The sequence below is a fragment of the Streptomyces sp. GSL17-111 genome (assembly GCF_037911585.1).
Lineage (GTDB): Bacteria > Actinomycetota > Actinomycetes > Streptomycetales > Streptomycetaceae > Streptomyces.
On the sequence record NZ_JBAJNS010000001.1, the window covers coordinates 692106 to 705589 of the forward strand.

The following is a 13484-nucleotide window of genomic DNA, read 5'->3' on the forward strand; positions in this document are numbered from 1 at the left end:
GCTCTCCTACTTGCTGCTCGGCGGGACGTGCGGTGGCGGCGGGCGGCCCGCCCGTGATCAGTGGGACCGCACCGAGCGGGCCAGGTCGCTGACGGTGGGCGCGTCGAAGAAGACGTCCACGGGGAGGTCGACCGCGAACCGGGTGCGGATCTTCGCCAGGATCTGGACCGCGGAGATGGAGTCGCCGCCCTCCTCGAAGAAGTCCGACTCGGCGGTGAGTCCGGTCCGGCCCAGGACCTGGGACCAGATCCCGATCAACTCCGGGACGATGCCGGGGTCCCGCGTGGTGGGGGCAGCGGCAGCCTGATCCGACATGCCGGATCGCGGGGTCGACTCGTCGGCCAGCGGAGTCGACACATCGGTACGCGGAGTCGGCGGCTGGTGCGCGCGGGCACTTTCGCGCTCCGACGGAACCGGTTCGTCCCACCGCACGGCGCGGCCGCCGGCCGCCGCGCCGAGCAGGGCCGCCCAGTCCGACAAGTCCGCCATGCCGCGCGGTAGCAAGTGCCCGTCCTCGGCCTCGTCGCCGTGCGAGGCGACCGACGCGGCGACCGCGTCGCTCAACTGACGGTGCGTCACGAAAAGGTCAGGTCCCAGTCGCACAGCCACGGCCTGATCGTCGAGCACCGGCAGCTCGGGCACCGGCCCGGCGTCCCAGGCGTGGACCTCCACCAGGGCTACGCCGTCGAGACCCGGCACCCGCCCCCGGTCGGCGACGGCCACGGTCGGCCGCCCGGCCGTCGCGACACCGTCGGTGCCCAGCGGGACCCCACAGCCGCCGGACCACAGGATGCCGAGCACTCCCACCAGCAGCGCGGACCCCGGTTCGACCGCGAGCCCGACCGGATCGCCGGCGCCGACCCCGGCCTCGACCAGCCGTGCCGCCAGCCGCCGGGCCCGCTCGACCGCCATGGCGAGTGTCAGCGGAACCGTCTCGCCGCACACCGGCACGGCCTGCGGCCGCCGCTCGGCGTGCCGCGCCACCAGCTCCGTGGCGCGCTCGGCCTCGGTCTCGGCCGCGGGCGCGCCCACCGCGGCGCGCAGCAGCACGTCGAACCGGACGTTCAGTGCCCGGACCTCGTCCTCACTGACCGCCTCGGTGTTGTAATCCCAGGAAATGCGGTGGCCACTGTCGAAGTGCGTGATGTTCAGCCCCAGGTCGAACCGGACCGCGGGGGCCCCGCTCTCCAGGTGCCGCACCGTGAGCCCGGGCAGCTCCGGCAGGTGCGGCTTGTCCCAGCTGAACACGGCCGAGAGGATCGCCGGCTGACCCCAGGTCGCTGGCTTCGGCAGGTCACGCATGATCTCGGCCAGCGTGCAGGCCTCGTGGTCGAAGGCATCGAGCAGCACCCCGCGGATCCGGCGCAGGTGGGCGTGGAAGTCCTCCGCCGGGTCGCGGAGCGAACGGATGGGCAGCACGTTGGCGCAGTAGGCGACCAGGTCCTTGCCCGGGCCCTCGGCAGGGCGGCGCGCGGTGGGCACACCGACCACCACGTCATCCTGGCCGGCGATCTCGTGCAGCAACGCCGTGTAGGCGGCCAGCACCACCATGAACGGACTGGCTCCGTGTTGGGAGCCGAATTTCCGCACCCGTCGCAGCAGGTCCTGGTCGAAGTCGACGTTCAGCCGGGCACCGGCGTGCCCGGTCACCCGCTTGCCGACGGTGCGGCGCCGGCCGGGCAGGGTGAGCGGTTCGGGCAGCGGGTCGAAGACGCCGCGCCAGTACGCCAGGTCGGCCTCGGTCGCGGACCGGCCGTCGGGCCCGAGCAGGTAGTCGGCGAGCCGGGGTGCCGGGGCGAGCGGCTCGCCGACACCGATCTCGTCAGCGTAGAGACGGCCCAGTTCGTCCAGCAGCACGTTCTCCGCACCGCCGTCGACGGCCACATGGTGCGCGGTCAGGCAGAGCAGGTGCTCGCGAGGCCCCACGGTCAGGAGCGTGCCACGCAGCAGCGGTCCACGGGCCAGGTCGAACGGGCGGGCGGCCTCCTCCTCCAGCAGCGCCGTGAGCTCTCGGGCGCGCGCGGCCTCGTCCAGACCGGACAGGTCCATCAGCTCGAGGTCAGCGTCCACATCCGTCCGTACGGTCTGGGTGGCGCCGTCGTCGCTGAAGGCCACCCGCAACGACTCGTGCCGGTCCACCAGCGTCCGGAACGCGGCGCGCACCGCCCGGGTGTCCAACTCTCCGCTCAGACTGAGCAGTCGGCGCAGGTTGTACGCGCTGTTGGTCTCGGCGCCGAACTGTGCGGCGGCCCAGACCAGGCGCTGGTTGGGGGTGCTGGGCAGCGCGACGGGCTGCGGCGGTCGGCTCTGCGGTGCGGCCCCGCGCTCGGGCTGGGTCAGGACGACCGCCGGACGGGCCGCCGCCCCGGCGTCGCGGGCAGGGGCGTCGGCCACCGTCCGACGCAGCCGGTCGAGCGCCTCGAATCCCTCGCGCGCCAGGTCCGGCTGCACGCCGAAATCCACGAAGCAGGCGATCTCGTCCACCCCGGCGTCGGCGAGCTCGTCCACGGTCGCCCGGCAGCCTTCGATGCCGCCGATCAACGAGCGGTGACGCAGGTACTTGTCCTGGGCCGAGCGGATCAGGAACGCGCGGTCGGACTCGGCCAGCCGATCCGGGTCGATCCGCCGCTCGGCGGGCGACATCCGGTTGGTCAGGTCGAGCGCCGCGGCCAGGTAGTGCGCCAGCGGGTCGGCGGCCGCGGCCCGCACCTTCTCCTCGTCCTCGCCGACCAGGGTGTGCACGAGGACCGTAATCCGGCCCGCGTCGTGGCCGGCCCGGGCCCGGGCATCCCGGTAGGCGGCGATCTTGGTCTTGAGCTCGGCGACGTCCTGAGTGAGCAGGTTGGTCAGCACCCCCAGACCCGCCTCACCGGCTGCGCCGAACGCCCCAGCACTGCCCAGCGTGGTCAGCCACAGGGGAAGTTCGGGCTGTACGGGACGCGGATAGGTGAGGACCTTGTGAGTTCCCTCGCCCGCGGGGAACTCCAGTTCCTCACCGCGCCACAGCCGACGGACCTGGTCGATCCGCTTCATGGTGACTTCGCGGCGGTCGGCGAAGGAGCCGGGCGCCAGTACGAAGTCGCGGTCGTTCCAGCCGGAGGCGACGGCGATGCCGACTCGCCCTTGGGAGAGCCGGTCCACCACGGCCCACTCCTCGGCGATCCTGGCCGGGTGGTGCAGCGGACCCACCACACTGCCTGCGCGCAGCTTGACCCGGCCGGTGCGCTGAGCAAGCGTCGCGGCGAGCACGGCGGGGTTGGGCGACAGGCCGCCGAAGGGGTGGAAGTGCCGCTCGGGCAGCCAGATCGCGTCGAAACCGTGCTGGTCGGCGAAGTCGGCGCCGTCCATCAGCAGCCGGTAGTGCGCGTCGATGTCGATCAAGTCGCTGTCGCCGAAGTAGGACAGGCTCAGCTGCGGGGCGCGGCGCGCGGCCGGGACGGCCGGGGCCTGCGGGCGTTCGGGTTCACGTACCGTCAGCACCGGTACGACCGGTGCTGACGGAGGTATCGGGCGCCGGGGCGCGGCCTCGGGCGCACGGACCGCTGGCGCCGGACCGGACGATCCGTCGGCGCGCTGCCACAGGCCGGCCTCCCTCATCTCGGCGGCCGCGTCCAAGGCGGCGTGCACCACCTGGTCGACGTCCTCGTCGGTGTGCGCCGTGGACAGGAACGAGGCTCCGGTCTCGGCGACGTACACGCCGCGCACCGCCAGGTTGGCGCGGAACAGGTCCATCTCCACCGGCTGGTGGACGAAGCTGAAGTTGGCGTTCTGCGCGAACCGGAAGAAGGATCCCGTGTTGGCCGCACCGAGCGGCACACCCAGCTCGGCGAAGCCCATGTTCAGCCGTTCGGTCATCGCGTCGGAGCGCTCGTTGAGCTCCTTGTACAGCTGCGGTCCGTTTTCCCGCAGGTGCCCGAGCACCGCGCGGGAGGCCGCCAGGGCTAGCGGGTGGTTGGCGTACGTGCCGGCGGTGAAGGTGAGTGCGGTCTCGCCCGGGATCATCCACTCGCCCACCCAGGACCCGCCGTCGACCAGGTCAAGGAAGTCGCGGCGGCCCGCGACGGCGGCCATCGGCAGGCCGGCCGCCAGCGTCTTGCCGTAGGTCACCAGGTCCGCCTGGATATCGAACAGCTCCTGGCAGCCGCCGGCCCCTACCCGGAAGCCGGTGAGGACCTCGTCGAAGACCAGCGCGATGCCCTCCTCCCGGGTGAGCGCGCGCAGTCGGCGCAGGAAGTCCACCGGGTGCAGGCCCGGGTTGCCGTTCTGCACCGGCTCGACCACGACGGCCGCGAGCTCCCCGGCCAGCTCGGCGATGGTGGTCAGCGAGCTCTCCCGGTCCAGCGGCAGCACGATGACGTCTTCCGCCATCGCCTCTGGGACACCGATGACCATCGGGTCCGCGCCATGGTCCGGGTGGTCGAGGCGGGGTGAGACCAGCGTCCCGTCGAAGTGCCCGTGGTAGCCCTTGGCGAACAGTACGATCTTGGACCGGCCGGTGGCGGCGCGGGCCAGGCGGATCGCGGTCATCACGGCCTCGGTACCGGAGGCGCAGAACAGCATCCGCTCGGCACCGGTCAACTCGTGCACCAGCCCGGCCACCTCGCCGGCCAGTCGGCTGGCGCTGCCCAGTTGCATGCCCCGGCGCACCTGCTCGGCCAGAGCCGCGACCACCGGCTCGGGGCTGTGACCGAGCAGGTGGGCGCCGAAGCCCATGGAGAGGTCTATGTACGCGTGCCCGTCGGCATCCCAGAGGCGGGAGCCGGCCGACCGGTCGCCGCACAGCGGGTAGCGGATCGCGCGTACCTCCGGGCGGGTCGCCGGGGCGTAACGCCGGTTGTTGGCCAGGCGGTCCTGGTGGCGCAGCGCGTACTCGCGGGAGGCGGCGGTGCGGGCCTGGTAGCGGGTGATGACGTCGGCGACGTACGCCTCACGGCGGGCGGCAGGCGCGAGGGCGGGCGCCGCGGCCGCGGGTGCCGCGGCACGTTGTCCGGCAACGGGCGCCGTGGATGCGGCAGTTCGGGCACGCAGCTCGGTGAGCTCGGCGGTCAGCGTTCGAACCTGCGCCTGCAGTGCCTCGAGGGCGTCGCCGACGGGACCGGGCGCCGCGGGCGCGGCGACTGGCGCAGGGGCGGAGACCGGAGCCGTGGCGGGTGCGTGGACCGGGGCGGGGGCGGGGGCGGAGACCGGAGCCGTGGCGGGTGCGTGGACCGGGGCGGGGGCGGGGGTGGAAACCGGGGACCGAACGGGATCCGGAGCCGGAACGGCGGCCGGGGACGGCGCGGCAGTCGGCGTGGGGGCCCTCTCGGGCGCTGCAACGCTCGCGGCCGAAGCACTGATCGCGCCAGCGACATGACGGGCGATCTCTTCGACGGTCAGCAGGTCCTCGAAGAGCTCACGCACCGTCAGCGCGACGTCGAACCGGTCCGCGACCCGCTGGACGATCCGTGCGAAGACCAGCGAGTCCGCGCCAAGCTCCAGCAGCGGCGCCCGCTCGGACACCTCCGCTTCGGCCATGCCCAGCATGTGCGCGAGTTCACTGCGCAGGAACGCTCCAACGTCGGCCATGCCGCCATCCCATCCATCGTCAGGTTGATCGTCCGCGTGTGCGGTGCTGGGTACGAGCTGCGGGTCCGGGATACCGGACAACCACAGCCGGTTGCGCCGGAACGGGTGTCCGGGGAGCCTGGCCGAGCGCACCCCGGGCAGCACGCGCCGCCACTCGACGGCCCGTCCGTGGACGAACAGCTCGCCGAGCCCGGCCAGCACACCGGCCCGCGAGCTGTCCTCGACGCCGGTGAGTGCCGTCGCCACCGCCGTTCCGGGAGCGGCCGACGCGAGGGCGCGCTCGGCCAGTCCGGCTTCGCCGCCGGCCTGCAGCAGGACGCACGGGGTCCCTGCCGCGAGTGCCGCGGCCTCGCGCAGGACCGGGTGCGAGCCGTCGCCGCCCCGGGCGATCACGATGTCGACCGAATCGGGAGTCGGCTGCCCCGCCGGACCGCCCGCGCCCGCATCTCCCGTGAAAGCCGACACGGCTTGAGGCAGAGAGAGTTCGCCAGCCAGACAGCGCGCCACGGTGAGGGTGCCGGGCTCGGCGATCAGCACGTCGGGCGTCAGGCCCCAGGCCCGCCACATCTGGCCGGCCGCGTACCGGCTCGCGAAGGCCGCCACAGCGCTCGCCACGTCGCCGAGGACGGCCGCGGGTTCCACGCCCGCCGCCTCGGCCACCGCGTCGACGGCCTGTCGGAACACCCCGACGTCGCGGTAGATCCGCGTCGGCACGCCAGTTGGGCCGCCGTCGGGCAGGAGCACCACCACCGGGCCCTGTGTCGGGCGCGCGCCCAACTCGCCGAAGTGCACGCCGGGTGCCCCTCCGGTGCTCCCGTACTGAAGCAACCGCTCGCGGGCGGCGCCGGCGTCGGGTGCGACGAACGCGAGCCGGGTGCGGAATGCTGACCGGCCCACGGCCAGGGCGGCGCACACCTCGTCGAGCGGCGCGTCCGTCTCCTGCCACGCTTGCGCACACTCCAGCGCCGTCGTTCGCAGCGCCTCCCCGTCCTTCGCCGAGAGCAGCACCAGGCCGGGGCCCTTCGGCACCGGTGTGGCCTCCGGTCGGACCGGGGGTTCGGTGACCAGCACGTGGCAGTTGGTGCCGCTCAACCCGAAGGCGCTCACGCCGGCGGCACGCGGGCCGGGTCCGGCCGCCCAGCGACCGTGCGTCGTCTGCACCCGCAGGCTGCTCCGATCCCAGTCGATGTGCGGGTTGGGCGTGCGGTGGTGCAGCGTCGCGGGGATCTCACCGCGCTCCACCACCAGCAGGGCCTTGAGCAGCGACAGGATGCCGGCGGCGGACTCCAGGTGGCCGAAGTTGGTCTTCACCGAGCCGATCACCAGCGGTTGGTCGACCGGTCGGCCCTCGCCGTAGGCCGCCGTGAGGGCCTCCGCCTCGATCGGGTCGCCCAGAGAGGTGCCGGTGCCGTGCGCCTCCACGTAGCCGACTTCGGCCGGGGCGAGCCCTCCCATCCGCAGGGCGCTGCGGATGACCGCCTGCTGGGCCCGGCCGTTCGGGGCCGTGAGCCCGCTGCTCGGCCCGTCGTGGTTGACCGCCGAGCCACGCAGCACGCCGAGGATGGGGTCGCCGTCGCGCTGCGCGTCCTCAAGGCGCTTGAGGACGACCGCGCCGGCGCCCTCGCCGAGCACGAAGCCGTCGGCCTCGGCGTCGAAGGCGCGGCATAACCCGGTGGGTGACAGTGCGTTGGTCAGGCCGCGGGTGACGATGCTCCACGGCGTACGGACCAGGTGGCTTCCTGCCGCCAGTGCCACCTCGCTCTCGCCCGTACGCAGCGACTGCGCGGCCGTGTGGACGGCTACCAGCGAGGAAGAACAGGTGGTGTCCAACGTGAGGGCGGGACCGTGGGACCGCAGCAGGTAGGCGATCCGGCCGGCCGCCATGGCGCGGTTGACGCCGAGCAGGGAATAGGCGTCGAGCTGGTCGAACCGCGCTGGTGCAGTCGCGAGTTGGGCGTAGTCGTCGCCGCCGATGCCGATAAAGACGCCGGTCGCGCTGCGGGCGAGTGCGTCGGCCGCGAGGTTGGCGTGCTCCAGGGCCCGCCAGCAGACCTCCAGCAGGACGCGCTGCTGCGGGTCCGTGCCGGCCGCTTCCTTGGGGGAGATACCGAAGAAGCCGGCGTCGAACCCGTAGACGTCACCGAGGAAGGCCCCGCGCACGGGCCGGGACGGCTGAGCGTGGTCGGCTCCGAGCAGGGCCGCGGTCTCCCGCTGCCAGGGGGCGTCAGGCAGGTCGGTCACGGCATCCACACCATCGCGCAGGGCGCGCCAGAGGGCGTCGAGGCTCTCGATGCCGCCGGGCAGCCGGCAGGAAGCGCCGATCACAGCGATCGGCACCGCCGGACCATCGGGTTTCATCGCGCTCACAGAATTCCAATGGGAAGCAGGGCATTCTTGGACAATGAATGGTGCGGCATGGCTGGAAATCATCGGGGCCGCCCTGTTTTCGTAGTACGACGGCCTGTGGAATGCGACGGAGAAGGCTCCCGCGACCTCCCAGGCGCTTCACCTACGTCGCCCGGGAAGGCGCTGGATCAAGAGCAACCTGAGACTAAGTCACCTTGTTACAGGGGTCAAGAACTCCTCACCCCCTTTTCTTCCCCCTCCAGATCCCCGCCCAGCAAGGACCACTCAGAACCCTTTGATAAACATTGACCGCTTCCCATCAACGCTGATAGAACTCATGCCTGACGAGAAATTCGACTCACCCGTGGCCGTTTCCTCGAGGACCGGTGGCGCCCACCCGCTACTGCTGAAGGCAGGTAATGCGAAGCACTGAGCGAGGCGCCCGGACCTCCCCCGTCCTGGCCCTGCTGCGGGCCGCGATCGGTGCCGACGCCCGACGCACCGTCACCCTCGGCGCGGCGGTCGCCACGAGCGGGGTCCTGCCGATCCTGATCGCGATCGCCAACGGCCACCTGGTCGGGCTGATCCGGCAGGGACACCAGGGCATCGCGATCGGCCATGCCGTCTCCGTCACGGCGGTCGCGCTGGCCACCATGTTCTTCTGCCTGCAGCTCACCGCCCTGGTGATCAACATTCTGGCCGAGGACCTGGGCCGACGGATCGGTGACTCACTGCGCCAGAAGATGATGGCGGCGATGCTGCGGCCGGCCACCGTCGCGCCGCTGGAGGACCGAGAGCTGCTGGACCGGATCGCGGTGGCCCGCGGCATCGGCACCAACCAGGTCGAGGTGCACGTCGCCGTCACCGCCCTGGCGAACGTCTCGGTGACGCGCCTTCAGGCCCTGGCCTGCGGCATCGTACTGCTCTGGTTCGACCCGCTGCTCGGGGCACTGGTCACTCTCGCCTACTTCGCCCTCACTCATGCGCTGGCCGCCGAGTACCGCGACCAGCAGGGCGCCGTCTACACCGAGTCGGAGCGGCTGCGCCGGTCCGGCTACATCCGCGATCTTGCGCTGACGGGTGAGGCAGCCAAAGAGATCCGCGTCTTCAACCTGGCCGACTGGCTGGAGCGGCAGTTCGCCTCCGCCTGGCGACCCGGGGTCGCCGGAGCCCGGCTCAGCCCGGCCATGCTGCGGATCCTCGCCGCCTGCGCCGCCGTGGTCGCCGCCCACACCGTGCTCTTCTACCGGCTCACCACGGCCGCCGCCGACGGGTCCATCGGGTTCAGCGGGTTCATCGCCTTCACCACCGCCGCGGCCGGCCTGGTGTCGGTGATCGCGCTCACCATGGACCTGGTCTATCTCCGTGAGGGCGCGCTCGCCATCCCGGCCGCCGTGTCGGTGGTCGCCGAACTGGACGGGCACGCCACACCCGTCGGCGGCGGGCGCGTAGCGACTCCGTTGCCGCCGATCGTCTTCGAGAACGTCGGCTTCCGCTATCCCGGCAGTTCCCATTGGGCGCTGCGCGGGCTCGACCTGGAGATCCGCCCGGGTGAGACGCTCGCGGTGGTCGGGTTCAACGGCGCCGGCAAGACCACACTGGTCAAGCTGCTGTGCGGCCTGCAGCGCCCGACCGAAGGACGGATCACGGTCGGCGGGCGTGACCTCGCCGACCTCGAACCCGCCGCCTGGCAGCAGCACTTCGCGGTCGTGTTCCAGCACTTCAACCGCTACCCGGTCTCCTTCGCGGAGAACATCGCCTTCGGCGCCCCGCAGCAGCCGACCGACCGCGAGCACATCGAGGAGTCGGCTCGCGCGGCCGGCGCCGATACGCTGGCGCAACGGCTGCCGCACGGCTTCGACACCGTGCTCTCCCGCCGCTACCCGGACGGTGACGACTTGTCCGGCGGCCAGTGGCAGCGGGTCGCGGTCGCCCGCGCCCTGCACGCGGTGCGGGCCGGTGCCCCCTGTCTGGTGCTTGACGAGCCCACGTCGGCCCTGGACGCCCGCGCCGAGGCCCGGTTCTACGACGAGGTGATGGAGCGCAGCGGCGCCTCCATGACCCTGCTGATCTCGCACCGCTTCGCGACCGTGCGGCACGCGGACCGGATCATCACCCTGGACGGCGGCCGGATCACCGAGGACGGCAGTCACGACGCACTCATGTGTCAGGAAGGGGTCTACGCACAGATGTTCACCCTGCAGGCGAAGCGGTTCCATGTCGACTGAGCCGCTGCCGGGCACCGCCGGGACCGGGGGCGAGCTGTCCGACATGCGTGGCCTGCGCACCGTGCTACGGCTCTCCTTCGTCGCCGACCGCCGCCACGCCACCGCCACTTTGCTGATGTTCGCCCTACGCCCGCTCGGTCAGGTACTGGCCGTGGTCTGGCTGGGCCTGCTGGTGGACGCCGCGGGCCGCGGCGACACCTCCTCCGCATGGGGCTACGCCCTTGCCAGCGCCCTGACCATGGGGCTGACGGTGCTGGTCATGCGGCTGTCGCTCAACGTCAGCGCCCTGATGATCGAGAACACCGCACACCACGTGGACCTGCGCATGCAGTCACTGGCGAACCGGATCCCGGGGCTGGGCCATTACGAGAACCCGGCCTATCTGGACCGGCTGGAGCACCTGCGCCAGGAACGCCAGCACCTGGCCGAAGGCGCGGACGTGGTCGGCTTGGAGGTCGGGGTCCTGGTCCGGACCCTCGCCACCGTGGTGCTGCTGGCCCTGATCAGCCCGTGGCTGCTGCTCCTGCCGTTCGCGACGCTGCTGTCGCTCGCCGCCGGACGGCACGCCGAACGGCTGCGCCAGACCGCGCTGACCGAGGCGGCGGCCGACCTGCGCCGTACCCGCGACCTGTTCCAGCTAGCCAGCTCCCCCGACGCCGCGATGGAGCTGCGGGTCTTCGGTCTCGCCGCGACCATCGAGGCACGGCACGCCGACAGCACCGAGCAGGCCCGGGCCACGCTCGCCGCGGCGAACTGGCGGGGACTGTGGCTGACGACGCTCGGCTGGGTGGTGTTCAGCGCGGGATACCTGACCGCGCTGCTGCTCGTGGTGGGCGCGTACCAGGACGGCACGGCGAGCGTCGGACAGGTCGTGCTGGCACTGCTGCTGATCACCGGGATGAACCTGCAGATCGACTTGCTGGTGCGGTTCACCAAGGCGCTGCTGCGGATGGCCCGGGCAGGCGCGCTGTACGACTGGCTGGAGCGCTTCAGCGCGGCCGAGCGGGGCGCCGACACCGGGGTGCAACCGCCGGAGCGGCTCACCGACGGCATCGCGCTGCGCGGCGTCACCTTCCGCTATCCGGGCACGTCCGGCACCCCCGTACTGGACGCGGTGGACCTGCGGTTGCCCGCCGGCACCGTGGTCGCGCTCGTCGGCGAGAACGGCGCCGGCAAGTCCACGCTGGTCAAGCTGCTCGCCGGATTCTACCGACCGACCTCCGGAGAGCTCCTGGCCGATGACGTCGATCTGACGGCTGTGGCTCCGGAGGCCTGGCGGGCGCGCGTCACCGCCGCCTTCCAGGACTTCGCCCGCCTGGAGTTCACCCTGCGCGACGTGGTCGGCGTCGGCGACCTGTCACGTGCGGACGACCCCGACGCGCTGATCGGGGCGCTGGACAAGGCCGCCGCCGGTGACCTGGCGGAACATCTTCCGCTCGGTCTGGACACTCCGCTGGGATCCTCTTTCCCGAACGGCGTCAAGCTCTCCGGCGGCCAGTGGCAGAAGACCGCGCTGGCCCGCTCGGCGATGCGGGAGTCCCCGCTGCTGCTGCTCTTCGACGAACCCACCTCGGCGATCGACGCGGCCGCCGAGCAGGAGCTGCTCGACCGCTACTTGCTGGCGGCGCGCACGCTCACCCGATCCACCGGTGCCGTCGCGGTGATCGTGACGCACCGGCTGTCCACGCTGAACCACGCCGACCTCGTCGTCTTCCTCAAGCACGGCAAGGTGCACGAATTCGGTCCCCACCAGGAGCTGCTCGCCAATGGTGACGACTACGCCCGCCTCTTCGAACTGCAGCGCCGTGCTTACCGGTAACGCGGGCGCTCCCGCCTCCGGCGGGAACCACTCGACGAGTACCGGCCAACTGGTCCTCGCCGGTCTGGACGCCGCGCCGCAGGGCGTAGCCGTCATCGACGGTCAACTTCTGCTGACGGCGCGTCGGCTGAAGCAGGACACCGAGCGCTGGGCGGCGTTACTGACCGCACACGGGGTCGGTGTCGGCCACCGGGTGGCCGTGCTCATGGAGCGTTCGGCCGCCCACATCGCCGCGGCCCTGGGCATCATCAGCGTCGGCGCCGCCTACCAGCCCACCGACCCGCAGCTGCCCGCACCGCGGATCAAAGAGCTGCTGGCGCACAGCCGACCGACCCTGCTGATCACCGACTCCGCCTCCGCTCACCTCGGACCGGCCGGGCTGCCCGTCGTCACGCCCGCCGACACGGACCGCGGGACCGGGCCCGCCCCGGCCGTACGGCCCGGCCCCGGCGGCGGCGACACCGTCTACGTGATGCACACCTCGGGGACCACCGGGAGACCCAAGGGCGTGGTCGTACCGCATCGCGCACTGGTCAACCGTTTCCGCTGGGGTCAGGGCGTTTACCCGCTCGGCCGCGGCGACCGGGTGCTCTGGCACGCCAACGTGGGTTTCGACTTCTCCGTCTGGGAGATGCTCGCGCCGCTCGCCTTCGGCGCGACCGTCGTCGTCGGCGACCCCAAGGAGGCAGGCGACCCGGATGCGCTGGCTGCCTGCCTGGTACGCGACGCCATCACTGCGGTGCACTTCGTGCCGCGGATGCTCGGCCTCGTCGCCGGGCGCCTGTCCACTGCCCAGGCCGCCCAGCTGCGTTACGTGTTCTGTGGTGGCGCCACGATGAGCGCCGCTGTCCGCGACGCGTGGCTGACCGCGTACCCGTGGACCCGGCTCTTCAATCAGTACGGGCCGACCGAGACGTGCATCGACTCGACCACATTCCTGTGCAACGGCTCCGAGTACAGCGGCGAGGTGCCGATCGGCACACCGATCGACGGCACGCACATCAGGGTGGCGGACCACTCGCTGCTGCCCGTCGCTCCGGGCGAGACAGGCGAGCTACTGATCGGCGGGGTCGGTCTGGCCGACGGCTACCTCCACCAGCCGGAGCGTACAGCCGAACGGTTCGTCACCGACCCGTACGGTGAGCGTCTCTACCGCACCGGCGACCTAGCCCGACTCGACCCCGACGGCCGCCTGTTCCACCTAGGCCGACTCGACCGGCAGATCCAGATCAACGGCGTGCGCGCAGAACTGGGCGCGATCGAAGATGAGTTGCTTCAACACCCAGACATCAAGGAGGTCCACGTGGCGGCGCTGACCAGCGGCCCGGACACCGTCGGCACAGTCGCGTACGTGGTCACGAACGCCGAGCTCACGGCCACCGCGATCCGCCGCCACGCGGCCGGCCTGCTGCCCCGCACCCATGTCCCCACCCGGATCGTCCGGCTGGACTCCCCGCTCGCCCGCACCCACAAGGGCGAGGTGGACGTCCAGGCTCTGCGCGCGGCCCACGCCCTCGGGCTCTGAA

Annotated in this window: 4 protein-coding genes; 3 read left to right on the top strand and 1 reads right to left on the bottom strand. The window is 72.1% G+C overall.

Features of this window, described 5'->3' with window-relative positions; all coding sequences use genetic code 11:
* Positions 1 to 57: 57 nt before the first annotated feature.
* A complete protein-coding gene (locus V6D49_RS03165; protein ID WP_340556887.1) occupies positions 58 to 7902 on the bottom strand; it encodes a MupA/Atu3671 family FMN-dependent luciferase-like monooxygenase in 7845 nt (2614 codons plus the stop codon).
* A 428-nt stretch (positions 7903 to 8330) separates the two neighbouring features.
* Between V6D49_RS03165 and V6D49_RS03170 the strand changes: the two genes are divergently transcribed.
* Genes V6D49_RS03170 through V6D49_RS03180 form a run of 3 tightly spaced genes read left to right on the top strand, consistent with a single transcriptional unit; the run spans position 8331 to position 13483 of the window.
* Entirely contained in the window at positions 8331 to 10139 is a 1809-nt protein-coding gene (locus V6D49_RS03170; RefSeq protein WP_340556889.1) for an ABC transporter ATP-binding protein, read from the top strand.
* The gene (locus tag V6D49_RS03175; protein WP_340556891.1) at positions 10129 to 11958 is read left to right on the top strand and encodes an ABC transporter ATP-binding protein; all 1830 of its coding nucleotides are present in this window, start codon (positions 10129 to 10131) and stop codon (positions 11956 to 11958) included. The genes V6D49_RS03170 and V6D49_RS03175 overlap by 11 nt, the downstream gene beginning before the upstream one ends.
* Positions 11945 to 13483, top strand: a complete 1539-nt coding sequence (locus V6D49_RS03180; protein WP_340556893.1) for an amino acid adenylation domain-containing protein — start codon at positions 11945 to 11947, stop codon at positions 13481 to 13483. The genes V6D49_RS03175 and V6D49_RS03180 overlap by 14 nt, the downstream gene beginning before the upstream one ends.
* The last annotated feature ends 1 nt before the right edge of the window (position 13484 follow it).

Bases quoted from the DNA above. Each gene is read 5' to 3' on its own strand.
- V6D49_RS03175 (WP_340556891.1), top strand. From the start codon at position 10,129: ATGTCGACTGAGCCGCTGCCGGGCACCGCCGGGACCGGGGGCGAGCTG.
- V6D49_RS03170 (WP_340556889.1), top strand. From the start codon at position 8,331: ATGCGAAGCACTGAGCGAGGCGCCCGGACCTCCCCCGTCCTGGCCCTG.